The organism is Ruegeria sp. AB5, from assembly GCF_056542645.1.
Window position 1 is genome coordinate 233,542 of the sequence record NZ_JBQGAE010000002.1, and the last position, 15,397, is coordinate 248,938.

A 15,397-nucleotide genomic window follows, 5' to 3' on the forward strand; every position below is an offset into this window, starting at 1 on the left:
GAGGCTGAAATGTCCAAAGATCTCTACAAGACTCTCGTAAAAGCGCCGCAAGTTTCCCGTCCGCTGGTCTTTGCCTTTCATGGCACCGGAGGGGACGAGCACCAGCTGTTCGAGCTTGCAGGGCAGCTTGTAGATGGCGGGGGCGTCGTCTCGCCGCGCGGAGACGTTTCAGAAATGGGTGCGGCGCGGTTTTTTCGCCGCACTGCCGAGGGCGTCTACGACATGGAAGACCTGAGGCGTGCGACGGAAAAGATGAGTGCGTTTGTCGAAGCACACCGTGCGGCCTATCCCGGCAGCCCGGTCTATGGCTTCGGATATTCGAACGGGGCGAACATATTGGCTGCGGTCTTTCTAAAACGCCCAGACCTGTTCGAGCGGGTAGGGCTATTGCACCCGATGGTGACCTGGGAGCCGGAAGCCAATCCGAAGCTAGCAGGGCGGAATGTCCTGGTGACGGCCGGGCGACGCGATCCGATCACACCCTGGCCGATGACGGACCGCTTTATTACGTGGCTAGCCGAGAACGACGCCAAGGTCTCGTCCGAGATTCACGAAGGGGGTCACGAACTGCGCAATTCTGAGTTGACGGCCCTAGCTTTCCACTTTGGCGAGGGCACCAACGTTGGCTGAATGGTCAAGCAGTGCATTCAACGTCGACAGAACGGCGGCTTCTTTGCGGGCCCAGGACATGAACTCATAAATATGTTCTTCGTGCTCGCGACCCGGGTGGCAACATATGAAATAGCTGAGACCGGTTTCCACCACCGGACCAAATGGACAGACAAGGCGCCCGTCCGCAAGTGCGGAATACACCAGCAGCGAGCCACACAGCGCAATTCCCGCGCCTGCGATGGCGGCGTCAACAATCTGGCCGCCCGGAGGTCTTTCGAATTTCATGGCTTTCGAAGGATCGACTGCGCCCGGCAGTCCGGCATGTTGCGCCCAAAGGTCCCAGCTGGGGACCGATCCGGCCAGCATCGGCGTTGTATCGTACAGAACCTGCGCGGCCTTAACATCGGCTGGGGCCCTTATGCCGAAAGTGTCCAACACACCAGGACTGGCGACAACCAGCATCAGTTCGCGGTGAAGCAACAGCGCGTATCGGTCCTCGGGTGGCTCACTCGCGTATCGAATTTCGATATCGGCCCGCGGATTCATTCCGGTGTTTTGGGGATGTTCGGATTCGATGTGAACCTGAACATCGGGATGGTTCCTGGTGAATTTGTGCAGCCTTGGCAAAAGCCACTTGCTGATCAACGCGTTGCTGGAACTAATACGCAGTTTGGGCGCAGACTTTGGGCGGACCTCGTCGACAATCTGACGAATTTGCAGGAACGCTTCACTGATCGTTGGCTGCAGGCGTTGCCCTTCTGGTGTCAGATGGATCGCGCGGGTCTTGCGCACAAACAACGGTACTCCAAGGTCGGCTTCCAGCGCTTTGATTTGCTGACTGACAGCGCCGGGTGTGACCGACAGCTCAAAAGCCGCCTCCTTGATCGATCCACGCCGGGCCGCAGCCTCAAAGGCACGCAAGCTTAGCAGGGAAGGCAACCGAGACAGAGGCATGTCAGTCCAAAACTATAGTTTAGCCTGGCTAATGCATAGCCGCAGAACTTCTGCTTTGTCGAGTTCAAACTGCGCACCACATCAATGGACAACAAAACCTGGAACCGTGTGAAATGATCAAGATTCACGAAAAAGCCTCGCGAGGGCGCACGCAAAACGGATGGCTGGACAGCCATCATACGTTTTCGTTCGGTCAGTTCCAGGACCCAGCCCGCATGGGGTTTGCAAATCTGCGTGTAATCAACGAAGACAGTTTGATCCCGGGCGGTGGCTTTGCTGCACATGATCATTCCGACATGGATATTCTGACGCTGGTTCTGGACGGGCAGCTGCGTCACCAGGATGATCAGGGCAACATCGCCATCATTCGCGCCGGCGAAGTGCAGGGGATGTCGGCCGGTACAGGTGTGCGCCATTCCGAGTACAACGCTTCTGCATCCGAGGCGGCAAAGTTCCTGCAAATCTGGCTGATTCCGGATCAATTGGGCGGCGCGCCGTCATATACACAATCCGCGATTCCCGATGGCGATGACGTGCTGCTTGCGGGGCCGGCTGCAGCGCACCCCTTAATCCCGTTGAGATCAAAGACACGCCTGACGCTTCGCCGGTTCACCGAAGGACAAACGCTGACGCTTGTGCCAGATGGAGCGAGCGACCACTTCGTACATCTTCTGGATGGCCTCGCCTATGCCGAGCGCGAACGGCTAAGTGCGGGTGACGGCCTTCAGCTTCCGCTCTTCGAACAGGTCACGCTGCATTGGCACACTGACGGGGCCGCTCTGGTGTTCGACATGCCAAGCCTTGCAGCATTCAAGAAACCGGACGACCCCGATGTCAAATCACCCGAACCGGATCTGCAAGGAGACACCCTTTGACATGGCAACCTTACCTCCTTTCGCTCGCGGCGGGCCTGGGGATTGGCGTCATCTACGGCCTGATCGCAGTACGCAGTCCGGCCCCGCCAATCATCGCCCTTTTGGGGCTTTTGGGCATGCTCGCCGGGGAAGCCGCTGTGCAATGGATCAGAGGGCATTCCGACGTCGTGTCACAGGCGCTGCATCTGAAATCCTTCGCCGTGACCCAGCCGGAAAAGACCCCCGAACCAACCAAAACCGAAACACTTTAACCTCACCAAACGCAACAACGGAGAAGTCAAATGTCGAAACATGAAATGATCACGCCCGAGAATGCGGCCCTTGTGCTGATCGACTTTCAGCCCGCGATGTTTCAGGGCGTGGAAAGCCATGATCGTCTGTCGGTGATGCACAACGTTCAGATCCTAGCAAAAGGCGCGAAGCTGTTTGGCTTGCCGACTGTGATTTCAACCGTTGCAAAAGACAGTTTCTCGGGCCCGTTCATGCCAGAAGTGACCGAGCTTTTCCCCGATCAGGAGGTTATCGACCGCACATCGATCAACTCGTGGGTTGATGAGAATTTCCGCAACGCGGTCGCCGCAACTGACCGCAAAAAGATCGTACTGGCCGGTCTTTGGACCGAAGCCTGTGTCATGTTCCCCACACTCGATCTGTTGCGTGAAGGCTATGAAGTTTATGTCCCGGCAGACGCATGTGGCGACGTCACGCCCGAAGCCCACGAGCGCGCAATGGACCGTCTGGTTCAGGCTGGTGCGGTTCCGATGAATGCACTGCAGTTTATTTTCGAACTCCAGCAGGACTGGGCCCGTGGTGAAACCTATGACGGTGTCATGGATATCCTGAAAACGCACACGCCTTACGGCATCCAGGTTCGTTTCTCGAAATGGGCTTTGGGTGAGCACGCCTCAGAAGCAGGTATCGCAGCGGAATAATCTGTCACACTACGCCTGCTTGGGTCCTTCATTCCTCCCCATCAAGTCGAGCAGGCTCTTTCAGCAGCCGCCAATCCGTGCCCGTTCAGCGGGCGCGGGACAAACCCGCTTTGCCAAAGGATGCACACCATGGCCACCCCTGACAGGATACTCTTCAACGGGAAGATCACGACAATGGATCCCGAAATGCCCGAAGCAACGGCCGTGGCAATTTCGGGGGATCAGATTGCTGCCGTCGGAACAGACAAGGACCTACTCGGTCTCGCGGGACCTGAAACGCAGACCATTGATCTGGGCGGTCAGCGTGTGATTCCGGGTCTGATCGACAGCCATACGCATATCATCCGGCAGGGCAACAACTTCGCAATGGAGTTGCGCTGGGACACCGTTCCGTCTCTTGCTGACGGGTTACGCATGCTGAAAGCGCAGGCCGAACGCACGCCCACCGGTCAATGGATACGCGTGGTCGGTGGGTGGTCTGTCGATCAATTTGCCGAAAGGCGCCTGCCAACGATCGACGAGATCAATGCTGTTGCGCCGGACGTACCCGTTTATGTGTTGCACCTGTATGATCGGGCCTGGTTGAACAAAGCCGCCCTGCGCGCGATCGGGATCGACAAGCACTTTTACGAACCCTTCGTTTCAGGACGATTGGAGCGGGACGATCAGGGCAACCCGACCGGCCTGGCTATGGCGCGCCCCAACGCGCAGCCGCTTTATGCGTTACTGGACATGGCTCCCAAGCTGGATTTCGAACAGCAAGTCACCTCGACCAAGCACTATTTCAAGGCGCTGAATGGTCTTGGGCTGACTTCGGCGCTGGACTGCGCGGGCGGGTTCCTGAACTATCCGGACGATTACGGTGTCCTGACCGAATTGAACAAACGCGGCGAACAGACGGTGCGCATCGGCTATCAGCTTTTTGCGCAGCGTCCGATGTTCGAACTGGACGATTTCAAACGCTGGAATGACATCGTCAAACCGGATGCTGGCAACGAGTTCCTGAAATGCGTTGGCGCGGGCGAAATGCTGGTCGCCTCGGCCTATGATTTCGAAGACTTCAGCTACCCGCGTCCGGACCTTCCCAAGCGCATGGAGGTGGATCTGAGGCCCGTACTCGAGTTTCTGTTCGACAATCGGTGGCCGATCCGCTTCCACTGCACCTATGAAGAAAGCGCCCACCGGTTGCTGAGCCTGATTGAAGAGGTTGGGCGTGACAAAGGGCTGGAAGAGCTGAACTGGATCTTCGATCACGGCGAGACGATCTCGGAATCCACTATGGAGTGGATCGCCCGCCTGGGCGGAGGTATCAGCTATCAAAACCGCATCGCCTTTCAGACAACAGCCTATCGCGACCGCTACGGTGAAGACGCCCTGCGCGACGTCATGCCGGTCAAGAAGATGATGGCCTCGGGCGTGCCGCTCGCAGCTGGCACGGATGCGACGCGGGTGTCGTCTTATAACCCGTGGTTGGCCATTCACTGGGCCGTTTCTGGCAAGGGCCGTGGCGGAGACGTCATCTGGAGTGCGGCGAACCGTTTGGATCGGCACGACGCGCTGCGTCATTGGACCGCCGCCGGAGCTTGGTTCAGCCGGGAAGCGGGAAAGAAAGGTCAAATCAAGGCGGGGCAATGGGCGGATATCGCCGTGCTCGACCGGGATTATTTCTCGATCGCCGAGGATGAGATCACCGAGATCGAGGCCGACCTGACACTGACCGGCGGCAAGGTTGTGCACGCCAAGGGCCGTTTTGCCGCCCACGCGCCGGCCCCATTGCCGGAACTTCCAGATTGGTCGCCTGTCCCAATCTTTGGTGCGCCCGGTGCATCGGCACAGGGCAAAGGCAGCCTTGCCGCCGAATAGCGGCACATGCGCTCTCGATCTCAGGAGAACTCTCATGTTGGACAACCAAAGCCTAAGGATCACCTACAGCGAAAGCGACACGAAAGGGCGCTATGGCGCGTCTGTTTCCGGGATTGTGAGCGGGGCGGAACTGACATTGTCGAAAATCACGCCCAGTCTTGTCATCGCCGACCATACATTTGTTCCCGAAGAACTGCGTGGGCAAGGCTTGGCGCGGGCATTGGTGGCGCAGCTGGTTAAGGACGCGCGCGATAAGGGTCAGCGCATCGTGCGGCTTTGCCCGTTCCTGCGGACCTACGCGGAAAGAAATCGCGAGGAGTTGGTTGATGTCATCCAGTGGTAGTGCTGCAAAGCCCGCGCCCGCATCGTCAAACTCGGCCTGGGTCCCGTTCAGGTTCCGCGCGTTTGCACTGCTATGGACAGCGACTTTGATCTCCAATGTCGGCACCTGGATGCACGATGTGGGCGCAGGGTGGCTGATGACGACACTCAACTCTTCTCCTGCGGTGGTTTCGTTGGTGCAGGCGGCAACAACCCTGCCAGTGTTCGTCTTTGCCTTGTACGCCGGAACGCTGGCGGATCGGCTTGATAAACGCAAACTGTTGATCACGGTGAACTTGGTGCTGCTGGCGCTGGTTTCGATACTTACAGTGCTGGTCCAGCTTGAACTGGTCACGCCCGCGCTGCTGATTCTGTTCACCCTTGCGATCGGAACCGGCACGGCCTTCATGGCTCCGGCCTGGCAAGCGATCGTTCCCACGCTGGTGCCGCGCGAGGCATTGCAGCCTGCCATCGCGTTGAATTCCATGGGCATCAATATCAGCCGCGCCATAGGTCCTGCCTTGGCTGGGGTTTTGATTGCATCGGTCAGCCTGTCAGCCCCGTTTGCGGTCAATGCGGTCAGCAATATCGTGATCATTGCTGCTTTGCTGATCTGGAAGAACCAAGATGGCGGGACAAAGACATCGCAGCCTGTCTTCAACGCGATGATGACCGGTATGCGGCACGTTGCGCATAACGGTCCGCTAAAGGCCACTTTGATCCGGTCCTTTGCCTTCTTCATCTTTGCATCCGCGTATTGGGCGCTGTTGCCGCTGGTTGTTCGGAAAATCGAAGGCGGCGGGGCCACGTTGTACGGGATGCTTTTTACCCTGATCGGTGCCGGGGCTGTTGTGGGGGCTCTGGCACTTCCGAAGTTTCGCGCCAAGCTCGATGCGACTACCGCTGCAGCTGGCGGCACGCTCGGCACCGCTGTAGCTATGGCTATTCTTGCGACGGCGACTACGCCTCTGATGGCCTATGTCGCTGCGTTGCTGGGTGGCTTTAGCTGGATCGCCGTTCTGACCACGTTCAACGTTTCGGCGCAGACGGCGCTGCCAAATTGGGTGCGGGCCCGTGGGTTGGCCGTGAATCTGATGGTCTTCTTTGGGTCGATGGCCTTTGGGTCAGCAATATGGGGTCAGGTTGCCACGGCGACTTCTGTGTCGACCACGCTGCTGGTTGCGGCGGGCGGGTTGATCGTCGGCTTGGCATTGACACGCAAATTCCGGCTGGGACAAGGCGAAGACCTGGACCTGACACCCTCGATGCATTGGCCTGCGCCGCAAGTTGCATTGGCCGATGACGGGTTGTCGTCGCGCGGTCCGGTCATGGTCGAAGTAGAATATCGCATCCGACCTCAGGACGAAGCCGCCTTCCTGTCCGCGATCCGGGAATGGTCGGGCGAGCGCTGGCGCGACGGAGCCTACGATTGGCGTATCTTCCAAAGTGCCGAAGACCCTGAGCTATGGGTCGAAGCCTTCATGGTTTCGTCGTGGGAAGAACATCTGGCCCAGCACGCGCGGGTGTCGCGCCAGGACGAGGACCTTCAACAGAGCGTCGCAGTCTTCGACATCCGCGAAAGCGGCCCCGTGGTCCGCCATCTGATCGCACCATGAAGGGGGCGCTTGATATGGTTCCAGCGTGGGTCTCAAAGGGTCGCTGCCTATGTATCATGGCCTTTGTAGCCTTGCTTGCGTTTCATGAACCACGCCAGGCTTCGGCTGACCTGATAGTATATTCCGGCCGTATCGAAGCGTTCAAACGCGCAGGCGATCCACCGCTTTTTCAGATCGTCAACCGTAGCCGTCTGCGCGTTGTGTTTGAGGTCCCTCCCACGCCATTGGCCGCGAAGCAGGACAGCAATGGCGCTCGACCAGACGCGTTCTCAGATCTTAACCGTTTTAGCATCAAGTCAGAGAATGCCGATGTTCTACAGCAAGCGGTCTGGCTGACGGGATTGCAAGTTTGCATCAAGGATCAAAGCGGCAATATCCGAGTACAGGCGGATCTTGAAAACCGTCGTCAGGGTTTGCTTCCGGGAATGCAAGTCCCTGTCACGCCCGAGAAGAACCCAGGCATAGGCAAGGGCTACTCACTGCCCGAGCCATGCCGCTTTGCTTTCTACAAAACACCATCAACATCAGGCATCACAAGGATTGTTCCAAATGATCAAATTCGAGTTGAACGGCCGACCCGTAGAGGTTGATACCTCCCCTGACGAAATGCTTTTGCTGGTCCTTCGGGACACGCTCAAACTCAAAGGAACGAAATACGGATGCGGTGCTGCCATGTGCGGGGCCTGCACGGTGCATGTGGATGGCATCGCAGCTTTTGCCTGCCAGATGTCGGTAAGCGATGTGCAAGACACCAGTGTCACAACGATCGAAGGATTGTCCGAAGACGGCTCGCACCCTGTTCAAAAGGCGTGGATCGAAGAGCAGGTTGCGCAATGCGGCTATTGCCAGTCGGGCCAGATCATGCGCGCAGCGGCGCTTTTGGCGGACAACCCGTCTCCGACCAGAGAGGAAATCGTCAATGAGATGAGCGCGAACCTCTGTCGTTGCGGGACCTACAACCGAATTTTCAAAGCCATAGAACGCGCAGCCAAGGAGGTTTGAGATGACCATGACCATAAACCGCCGAGGGTTTCTACAAGGCGCTGCTGGACTGACATTTTTCATCGGTGCGGGAGGGATCTCATCTGTCCGGGCTGAGGCCGCAGTTGGCACGCTGGACGTCAATCACTGGTTGACGATACGGGCCGACGGAAGCATCCGGATCGTCTTCCCCTCGACCGAAATGGGACAAAGCAGTTATTCCACGCTGCCACAGATTTTGGCTGAAGAATTGGACGCTGCTTGGGAGGACGTAGAGATCGAGCAGCTGAATGCCGATGACCGGCGCTTTGGAAATCAGCTTTTTGGCGGTGTTTTGTATACAGCCGGAAGCACTGGTACGCAGTTTTACTTTGATCCGCTGCGCAAGGCGGGCGCACAGGCGCGGGACGTGTTGCTGCAAATCGCAGCGCGCGAATGGGGTGTGGACAAAGCCAGCCTTAGGACCGAACCAAGTGTTGTTTTAGGCCCCAATGGCCAACAGGCCGGGTATGGTGAACTGGCGGCTCTCGGTTCCACAGGCCTAGCTGTGCCTGACCCTGAAACCGTGCCTTTGAAAGCCCCCTCCCAGTTCCGGATCATCGGGAAAGACCTGCCCCGTCGAGACGTCCCAGCCAAAAGCACGGGGCAGGCCGAATACGCGATTGATGTCGAAGTGCCCGACATGGCCTATGCGGCTGTCTTGCGCGCGCCGGTGGAAGACGAAGTACCCCTTGTGATCAACGATTCCGCAGCGCGCGATGTATCTGGCGTGATAGATATCGTGACCGTACCGGACGGCGTTGCTGTCGTTGCCGAAAGCCTCTGGTCTGCCTTGGGTGCGCGGGGATTGCTTGAGGCCGAATGGTCCACCACCTCACCATTCCGGAGCTCCAACAGCGAAGAGACACTGGCCGAATATGCCGCTGCTGCCAGCGCTCCAGACGCGTCAGGCGCGATCTGGGCCGAGACCGGCGACGCCCGAACGGCTATTGCAAATGCGGATCGCCAATTTTCACAGCTGTACCTGTCAGACTATGCGTATCACGCCCAGATTGAGCCGATGGCGGCTGTCGCCGACGTAGACGCAGACGGACAAGGTGCAGAGGTTTGGGCGGGCACGCAAACCCAATCCTGGACGGCGCGCACCGTATCCGAGGTGCTGGGTATTCCCGTCGAAAACGTTCGTCTGAATATGATGACGATGGGCGGCGGCTTTGGGCGACGCACAGTCCTGATGCAGAACTATGTGCGCGACGCGGTGCTGTGTTCCAAGGCTATTGGACGTCCGGTCAAAGTGATCTGGCCGCGCGAAGATGACGTCAAGCAGGGGACTTTTCGCCCTGCGGCCGCCCAAAAGCTTGAGGCCGGATTGACCGCGGATGGCAAACTGGATGGGTGGTATCACAAGGTCGCCACGCCCACGGTCATCGGGTTCTTCAACCCGCTACGGTGGGACGCGGTGAACCCGAACGATGTGATTTCGATGCGTGGCGCCGAGAGTAAATTCTACGGGATCCGGGATTTCCGAGCCGATCACCTCATCATGGACCGGCACGCACGCCTTGCTCCTTATCGCGGCATCGGGGCCTCGTATACCGCATTTGCCGTTGAGTGCTTTATGGATGAATTGGCGGAACAGGCTGGGCGGGACCCGTTGGATTTCCGATTGGATCTTGTCTCGGAAAACCCGCGTGGGCGTCATCTTCTCGAAAAAGTGGCTGAAATGTCCGACTGGCGCAATCGAGGCAACCGTAGTCTGGGGCTTTCATTCGCAGGCTACAGTTCGTCCATGGCCGCAGGTGTCGCCGAAGTTGAAGTTGACGCCGAAAGCCGAGCAATCCGGGTCACCAATTTCTGGGCCGCCGTTGATGCAGGTCTGATCGTCACACCGGATAACGCGCTCAATCAGATTGAAGGCGGGATTGTATTCGGTATTTCAATGGCTCTCAGTGAGAAGATCGACATCGAAAACGGTGAGGTTGTTCAAAACAATTTCTGGGACTACGAGATCACCCGTGCATCGCAGGTGCCTAAAATCGAAATATATCTTGCTGAGGTTGATGCGCCACCCGTCGGCGTCGGTGAAGTTGGTACTCCGATGGTGCCAGCGGCGATTGCAAACGCATTTCACGCAGCGCAAAACAAGCGTCTGCGTCACATGCCCTTTACGCCGGATCGCATCGGGGCTGTACTCGAGTCTTGAATGTCATTCATCGACAAATCCGATGGGCGTGTCGTATTGGGTTAGAGAGCGGCCTCCGAACTTTTCCTTCGGTCAGGATAGGATTTACCTTCGCCATGATGTTATCAGATGGTCTGATGTGGATCGGCTGAACAGGCCACAGGAACAGCGAACCGTTCTCTCAAACTATGGGCGGTTCACGATAGATCGGTATTCAACCCCCTTCGGCTTTTGTTGCGGTACCGACAAGCATCCGATGGGTGCGGAGCGCTTTGCGTTTGAGCCAAATCCCAATGCCTGCGCCACGGCAACCAGTTTTTGTTTGACGGTTGAAAGTTGTTTCATTCCGAAGTGACGGGACAGATGCTTGGTCGCATTTGTCACTGGCGTGACAGGGCGCCGCTAAGGTCAAAGTGACTGGGGAACATCGCACTTAGAAAGCGAAAGACAATTCTCATCGCCTCGCTGCGATCAAATGAATCCGGGTGGAGCAGGTAGTCGGTCCACATGCCTTCCAACATGGCGAGCGTGCCATGTGTAGCGTCTCGGGCAACCTGATTGGGGTGTTCGATGCCGGCTTCTTTCGCAATTCGTACGAAGGCGTTGAAGACCAGATTCCGAAGCTTTGCGTCGCGTGTATCCGAGAAGGCCGCGATAGCCGCTCTGTTTCTGGCTTCGCCGCGAAATGCGTACCAGATCGAAACATTTTTCTTGTTCAGGATGGCTTCGCCCAAGTCACCCCGAACAATCATCTCGATATGTTCCTGACCAGATTGCCCGGTCGTTTCCAGCAAGGCATAGATGCCGTTGTAGTATTGCTCAGACGAGTGGCGGGCCGCTTCGTCCACGAGGTTGTCCTTGCCGCCGAAGTGAAGGTGAATCATGCCGCGGGACAACTCAGCGCGTTGAATGATTTCACTCACCGAGGTCTCAGAAATCCCTTTTTCTGCCACCGAGTCGAGTACGGCCTCAATCAGTGACAGGCGGTTTCTTTCACGTATCTGTTGGCGCTTTCCAGTCATTTGATCAGACGGTTCCGTTTGTTTTCAGCATCTTGCGCTGCCTTCCAATGGCCTTGGTGAAATTGGCCAGCTTTTGGTTCTGAAAATATCAGTTGACACAACTGGCTCGAAGATTCCAGATTTAAATGGACGATTGTCCATTTTGTGATGGGAATTGTCGCGCCACCGAAAGCAAAGGTCAGCAGGGAAGCATGGCTGCAGTTATCCGAAGTGAAACGGGCAAGGGCCTGGCACTGAGCGCTCCTGCGACGCTCTATGTCGGTCTGCTTGTTGCTGTGCCTCTTTGTATTCTTGTCGCCTACAGCTTTTGGACCCAGACCTATGTCGAGATTGACCGCACTCTGACTTGGGCGAACTACCAAGAGGCGTTTACCGATCCCCTGGTTCGGCACTTGATGATCCGGTCGGTTGCAATTGCGGGTGCGGTGACATTGGCGACGGTCTGTCTGGCCTATCCGATTGCCTACTTCATCGCATTTCGAACACAGAAAAAAACGCTCTGGCTACTGCTGATCACCATTCCCTTTTGGAGCAGCTACCTGCTGCGTGTGTTCAGCTGGAAGCTGATCCTCGGCTTCAATGGGGTGATGAACTCTGCGCTGATCTCACTTGGATTGATACAGGAGCCGCTGACATTTCTGCTCTATAACGAGTTCGCCGTTGTGCTTACGCTTGCGCATGCCTGGGCGCCGTTTGCGATCTTGCCGATCTATGTGTCATTGCAAAAGATCGACCGCAGCCTGCTAGAGGCCGCGACAGACCTGGGGTGCAGCAAGCTGGAAAGGTTTGTCCGTGTGACGTTGCCCCTGACGGTGCCTGGGATCATCGCGGCCTGTCTGATCATTTTCATCCCCACTGTGGGCGATTATGTCACGCCGGCCCTGGTCGGTGGGTCGCAGGGCAAAATGGTGGCCAACTTGATCCAGGTGCAGTTTGGCGCTGCCAATAACTGGCCTTTGGGTGCAACCCTGTCTCTGCTTGCCATGCTTTCGGTCGGCTGCGTTGCTGTTCTTTTCGTGGTTGTCGTCACCGCACTGGGGCGGAGGATCCGATGACCAAGGCAATTCGTATCCCATGGTTGCTTGTCTATGCGATCGCCTATCTTGTTTTTCTGTACCTGCCTGTTCTGCTTTTGCCGTTGTTTTCGTTCAATGACGGAACCATCGTGGCCTTTCCTCTAAAGGGGTTCACGTGGAAGTGGTACGCGCAGTTGGGTCAGCAAGACACGCTCTTGCAAGCCATGGTGAACTCGCTGATCGTCGGCAGCGTGACTGCCGTGATGGCCACGTCGTTGGGACTGTTCGCAGCACGCGCCTATGTTCGGTACAGATTCACGGGTCGGGAATTGTCCGAGGGTCTGGTGATGCTGCCTCTGGTCATCCCCGGCATCATCGTTGCCAGTTCGATGCTGGTTCTGTTCATCAGCATCGGATTGAAGCCGTCGCTTACAACGGTGATCCTTGGGCATGTGTTTGTGGCGCTGCCCTTCGCGGTTTCGATCATGAAATCCGCCTTTGACGATTTTGATCAATCGTTGGAAGAGGCCGCCTTCGATCTGGGTGAGAGCGTGGTGGGAACCTTTCGGCGCGTTACTCTGCCAATCGTCGCACCGGGCATCATCGCCAGCCTTCTGGTCACGTTCACCGTGTCCTTTGACGAGTTCGTGCTGGCCTTCTTCCTGTCCGGGAACAGCCCGACACTGCCGGTCTATATCTGGAGCCAGATCCGCTTCCCGGCAAAGTTGCCCAACACGTTGGCGCTGGGGTCGCTGCTTTTGATGTCCTCGGTCCTGCTGCTGTTGATAGCTGAATACTTCCGTCGCCGTTCCATCCAATCCTCAGATTGAAGCCAAAGGAAAGAGTAAGATGAGCGAACAGAACATCATCGAAATTCAGGGCGTCGAAAAACGCTTTGGTTCCTTTGTGGCTGTATCTGATCTGAACCTGACCTTGAAAGAGGGTGAGTTCTTTTCGCTGCTTGGGCCGTCGGGCTGCGGAAAGACAACGGCATTGCGCATCATCGCGGGGTTCCAGGATCACGAAGAGGGCGAAATTCGGATTGATGGTCGCACAATGGGCGAGGTTCCGGCCAACAAGCGGCCGACCAATATGGTGTTCCAAAGCTATGCAATCTTTCCGCACCTGAATGTGGGTGACAATGTGGGCTTTGGCTTGCGCAAGACAAAGCTCTCGCGGAAGGAAATCAAGGAACGCGTTGCCGAAGCGCTTGAGATGGTTGAGCTGGGCGGCTTGCAAGACCGCAAGGCCAACGAGTTGTCCGGCGGTCAGCGCCAACGCGTGGCGCTGGCCCGTGCTCTGGTCATGAGGCCAAAAGTGTTGCTGCTGGACGAACCGTTGTCGGCGTTGGACAAGAACCTGCGCGAAGCGATGCAGCTTGAAATGCGCCGCCTGCAACAAAAGCTTGGCATCACTTTCGTGATGGTCACGCATGACCAATATGAGGCCATGACCATGTCAGACCGCATCGGCGTCATGTTCGCCGGGCAGCTCAAGCAGGTCGACAAACCCGAGGTTCTGTATTCCCAACCCTGCAATCGCGAAGTGGCCTCTTTCATCGGTGGAATGAACTTCCTGGATGCCGAAATCACAGCCGAGAACTCAGAATCGCTGGAGGTGGATGTTCTGGGCTTCGGGCAAATGACGATCGGGGTGAACCCCAACGTACAGGTGCATGACAAGGACCTGCTGGTCGGCGTTAGACCCGAGCAATTGGAGATCAGCGCAGAAAAGCCCGACGGCTATGATGCTTGTGTTCAGGGCGTCGTGACGGACGTCGCCTTCTACGGTGAAAGCGTCCACTACTATGTGCGCATCGATGAGTTGCCCGATAGCATCGCTGTCGCGGTGCCAAACTACTTTCACACAGTTGATCACAGCCGCGGGGATACCGTTTGGCTTGGCGTTCAAAGCGCCTCGGTGATCGATTTGGGTAAACGTGACTCTTTGGGAGGAGACAAATGAACAAAGCAACATCATTTTTGGCAGCCGTGGTTGCCACCTTTACCGCCAGCCAAGCACTGTCCAATGCGGCTGATCTGACAATTTTTGACTGGTCCGGATATGAGGATCAGGGGTTTTACGGCGGCTATGTCGAAAAGTACGGTGGCGCGCCCAGCTATACCTATTTTGGCAGCGTGGAAGAGGCGTTCACCAAGCTTCAGTCGGGGTTCGAGGCTGACCTGGCCCATCCCTGCACGGATGCCCTGAGAAAGTGGGTGGCGGCGGACATGATCAAGCCGATCGACACCAGCAAGCTGGAGAACTGGGACAAGCTGATGCCCAAGATCAAGGAGGTCGATGGCATCACGATCGACGGGCAGACTTACATGGTGCCTTTTGAATGGGGCAATACCGGCCTGATCTATCGCACGGACATGATTCCAGCGGACGATGTGTCACTACAATTGCTGATGGATCCTGCCTATCAGGGCAAGGTTGCCATTCCGGATGCTGCATCCAGCGCATTTGCCATGGCGGCGCTGGCGACCGGCGCGTCCAGCTACACCGACATGAGCGACGAGGAATTCCAGAAAGCAGCGGACTACCTGCGCGCAATTCACCCCAATGTGCGCTTCTACTGGTCTGATGCCGGCCAGCTGGATCAGGCGATTGCCAGTGGCGAGGTGACATTGGGTTGGGGCTGGAACCAATCGGAACTGAACCTGATCTGGAACGAAACCCCGGCGGTCATGATGCGGGATGTAGACAAAGGCATCGCCACCTGGGTCTGCGGTTATGTGCATCTGAAATCCTCAAAGCAATCAGATGAGCAGGTCTACGATATGCTCAACGCGCTTAGCTCGGCTGAAAGCGGCAAGTACATCATCGAAAGCTGGGGCTACGCCCATGCCAACGAGGACGCATTCGCGCAGGCCGATCCTGAGTTGATCGAAACTTACGGGTTCTCGGACGTTGACAGCTTTTTTGAAGGCAGCCTTTTCTTCGACGCGGTCAACCCCGAGTTGGAAGCAAAGATGCTGAAGGAGTTCGAGCGCATCAAAGCGGGTTTCTAAGCCCAC

Annotated in this window: 16 protein-coding genes; 14 read left to right on the forward strand and 2 right to left on the reverse strand. The window is 57.0% G+C overall.

The features are described from left to right. Positions 1 to 9: 9 nt before the first annotated feature. Positions 10 to 630: an alpha/beta hydrolase gene (locus ACR0L4_RS06415; protein ID WP_170750048.1), complete on the forward strand. Its 621-nt coding sequence runs from the start codon at positions 10 to 12 to the stop codon at positions 628 to 630. On the opposite strand, the gene ACR0L4_RS06420 is transcribed toward ACR0L4_RS06415, so the two are convergent. Further along, complete coding sequence (locus tag ACR0L4_RS06420) at positions 592 to 1,566, reverse strand: LysR family transcriptional regulator (RefSeq protein ID WP_170750047.1); 975 nt, start codon at positions 1,564 to 1,566, stop codon at positions 592 to 594. The two genes, ACR0L4_RS06415 and ACR0L4_RS06420, sit on opposite strands and share 39 nt — an antisense overlap. A 113-nt stretch (positions 1,567 to 1,679) precedes the next feature. Here ACR0L4_RS06420 and ACR0L4_RS06425 point away from each other — a divergent pair, with 113 nt between their 5' ends. The 9 genes from ACR0L4_RS06425 (at position 1,680) to ACR0L4_RS06465 (ending at position 10,357) form a co-directional block, all read left to right on the forward strand. Continuing rightward, positions 1,680 to 2,441 (forward strand): pirin family protein, encoded by a 762-nt coding sequence (locus ACR0L4_RS06425; RefSeq protein WP_480511482.1) that lies wholly within the window; start codon positions 1,680 to 1,682, stop codon positions 2,439 to 2,441. Continuing rightward, positions 2,438 to 2,692: a DUF1427 family protein gene (locus ACR0L4_RS06430; RefSeq protein WP_170750045.1), complete on the forward strand. Its 255-nt coding sequence runs from the start codon at positions 2,438 to 2,440 to the stop codon at positions 2,690 to 2,692. The genes ACR0L4_RS06425 and ACR0L4_RS06430 overlap by 4 nt, the downstream gene beginning before the upstream one ends. 30 nt (positions 2,693 to 2,722) lie before the next feature. Then, positions 2,723 to 3,373: a hydrolase gene (locus tag ACR0L4_RS06435; protein WP_170750044.1), complete on the forward strand. Its 651-nt coding sequence runs from the start codon at positions 2,723 to 2,725 to the stop codon at positions 3,371 to 3,373. A 129-nt stretch (positions 3,374 to 3,502) separates the two neighbouring features. Then, positions 3,503 to 5,236 carry an amidohydrolase gene (locus ACR0L4_RS06440; RefSeq protein WP_480511485.1) on the forward strand — a complete coding sequence of 578 codons (1,734 nt, stop codon included), beginning with the start codon at positions 3,503 to 3,505 and terminating at the stop codon, positions 5,234 to 5,236. Positions 5,237 to 5,270: 34 nt separating this feature from the next. Next, a complete protein-coding gene (locus ACR0L4_RS06445) occupies positions 5,271 to 5,579 on the forward strand; it encodes a GNAT family N-acetyltransferase (protein WP_480511487.1) in 309 nt (102 codons plus the stop codon). Continuing rightward, a complete protein-coding gene (locus tag ACR0L4_RS06450; RefSeq protein ID WP_480511489.1) occupies positions 5,563 to 7,173 on the forward strand; it encodes an MFS transporter in 1,611 nt (536 codons plus the stop codon). The genes ACR0L4_RS06445 and ACR0L4_RS06450 overlap by 17 nt, the downstream gene beginning before the upstream one ends. Before the next feature lie 56 nt (positions 7,174 to 7,229). Further along, positions 7,230 to 7,763, forward strand: coding sequence for a hypothetical protein (locus tag ACR0L4_RS06455; protein ID WP_480511491.1), 534 nt, complete (start codon positions 7,230 to 7,232; stop codon positions 7,761 to 7,763). After that, positions 7,723 to 8,175, forward strand: a complete 453-nt coding sequence (locus tag ACR0L4_RS06460; RefSeq protein ID WP_480511493.1) for a (2Fe-2S)-binding protein — start codon at positions 7,723 to 7,725, stop codon at positions 8,173 to 8,175. Before ACR0L4_RS06455 ends, ACR0L4_RS06460 begins: the two co-directional genes overlap by 41 nt. Before the next feature lies 1 nt (position 8,176). Further along, positions 8,177 to 10,357 (forward strand): xanthine dehydrogenase family protein molybdopterin-binding subunit, encoded by a 2,181-nt coding sequence (locus tag ACR0L4_RS06465; protein WP_480511495.1) that lies wholly within the window; start codon positions 8,177 to 8,179, stop codon positions 10,355 to 10,357. A gap of 359 nt (positions 10,358 to 10,716) precedes the next feature. On the opposite strand, the gene ACR0L4_RS06470 is transcribed toward ACR0L4_RS06465, so the two are convergent. After that, on the reverse strand, positions 10,717 to 11,358 hold the full coding sequence (locus ACR0L4_RS06470) for a TetR family transcriptional regulator C-terminal domain-containing protein (RefSeq protein WP_170750037.1): 642 nt from the start codon (positions 11,356 to 11,358) through the stop codon (positions 10,717 to 10,719). Positions 11,359 to 11,549: 191 nt separating this feature from the next. Between ACR0L4_RS06470 and ACR0L4_RS06475 the strand changes: the two genes are divergently transcribed. The 4 genes from ACR0L4_RS06475 to ACR0L4_RS06490 are packed head-to-tail and all read left to right on the forward strand — an operon-like array spanning position 11,550 to position 15,391. After that, positions 11,550 to 12,413, forward strand: coding sequence for an ABC transporter permease (locus ACR0L4_RS06475; protein WP_170750036.1), 864 nt, complete (start codon positions 11,550 to 11,552; stop codon positions 12,411 to 12,413). Beyond that, positions 12,410 to 13,204, forward strand: coding sequence for an ABC transporter permease (locus tag ACR0L4_RS06480; RefSeq protein ID WP_170750035.1), 795 nt, complete (start codon positions 12,410 to 12,412; stop codon positions 13,202 to 13,204). Before ACR0L4_RS06475 ends, ACR0L4_RS06480 begins: the two co-directional genes overlap by 4 nt. A gap of 19 nt (positions 13,205 to 13,223) precedes the next feature. Further along, positions 13,224 to 14,339 carry an ABC transporter ATP-binding protein gene (locus ACR0L4_RS06485; RefSeq protein ID WP_480511498.1) on the forward strand — a complete coding sequence of 372 codons (1,116 nt, stop codon included), beginning with the start codon at positions 13,224 to 13,226 and terminating at the stop codon, positions 14,337 to 14,339. Beyond that, a complete protein-coding gene (locus tag ACR0L4_RS06490) occupies positions 14,336 to 15,391 on the forward strand; it encodes an ABC transporter substrate-binding protein (protein WP_480511500.1) in 1,056 nt (351 codons plus the stop codon). Before ACR0L4_RS06485 ends, ACR0L4_RS06490 begins: the two co-directional genes overlap by 4 nt. The last annotated feature ends 6 nt before the right edge of the window (positions 15,392 to 15,397 follow it).

What these genes read in the sequence shown, in the direction of transcription:
- ACR0L4_RS06415 (WP_170750048.1), top strand. Translation starts at nt 10, where the DNA reads ATGTCCAAAGATCTCTACAAGACTCTCGTAAAAGCGCCGCAAGTTTCC.
- ACR0L4_RS06420 (WP_170750047.1), bottom strand. Translation starts at nt 1,566, where the DNA reads ATGCCTCTGTCTCGGTTGCCTTCCCTGCTAAGCTTGCGTGCCTTTGAG.
- ACR0L4_RS06425 (WP_480511482.1), top strand. Translation starts at nt 1,680, where the DNA reads ATGATCAAGATTCACGAAAAAGCCTCGCGAGGGCGCACGCAAAACGGA.
- ACR0L4_RS06435 (WP_170750044.1), top strand. Translation starts at nt 2,723, where the DNA reads ATGTCGAAACATGAAATGATCACGCCCGAGAATGCGGCCCTTGTGCTG.
- ACR0L4_RS06440 (WP_480511485.1), top strand. Translation starts at nt 3,503, where the DNA reads ATGGCCACCCCTGACAGGATACTCTTCAACGGGAAGATCACGACAATG.
- ACR0L4_RS06445 (WP_480511487.1), top strand. Translation starts at nt 5,271, where the DNA reads ATGTTGGACAACCAAAGCCTAAGGATCACCTACAGCGAAAGCGACACG.
- ACR0L4_RS06450 (WP_480511489.1), top strand. Translation starts at nt 5,563, where the DNA reads ATGTCATCCAGTGGTAGTGCTGCAAAGCCCGCGCCCGCATCGTCAAAC.
- ACR0L4_RS06455 (WP_480511491.1), top strand. Translation starts at nt 7,230, where the DNA reads ATGGCCTTTGTAGCCTTGCTTGCGTTTCATGAACCACGCCAGGCTTCG.
- ACR0L4_RS06460 (WP_480511493.1), top strand. Translation starts at nt 7,723, where the DNA reads ATGATCAAATTCGAGTTGAACGGCCGACCCGTAGAGGTTGATACCTCC.
- ACR0L4_RS06465 (WP_480511495.1), top strand. Translation starts at nt 8,177, where the DNA reads ATGACCATGACCATAAACCGCCGAGGGTTTCTACAAGGCGCTGCTGGA.
- ACR0L4_RS06470 (WP_170750037.1), bottom strand. Translation starts at nt 11,358, where the DNA reads ATGACTGGAAAGCGCCAACAGATACGTGAAAGAAACCGCCTGTCACTG.
- ACR0L4_RS06475 (WP_170750036.1), top strand. Translation starts at nt 11,550, where the DNA reads ATGGCTGCAGTTATCCGAAGTGAAACGGGCAAGGGCCTGGCACTGAGC.
- ACR0L4_RS06480 (WP_170750035.1), top strand. Translation starts at nt 12,410, where the DNA reads ATGACCAAGGCAATTCGTATCCCATGGTTGCTTGTCTATGCGATCGCC.
- ACR0L4_RS06485 (WP_480511498.1), top strand. Translation starts at nt 13,224, where the DNA reads ATGAGCGAACAGAACATCATCGAAATTCAGGGCGTCGAAAAACGCTTT.
- ACR0L4_RS06490 (WP_480511500.1), top strand. Translation starts at nt 14,336, where the DNA reads ATGAACAAAGCAACATCATTTTTGGCAGCCGTGGTTGCCACCTTTACC.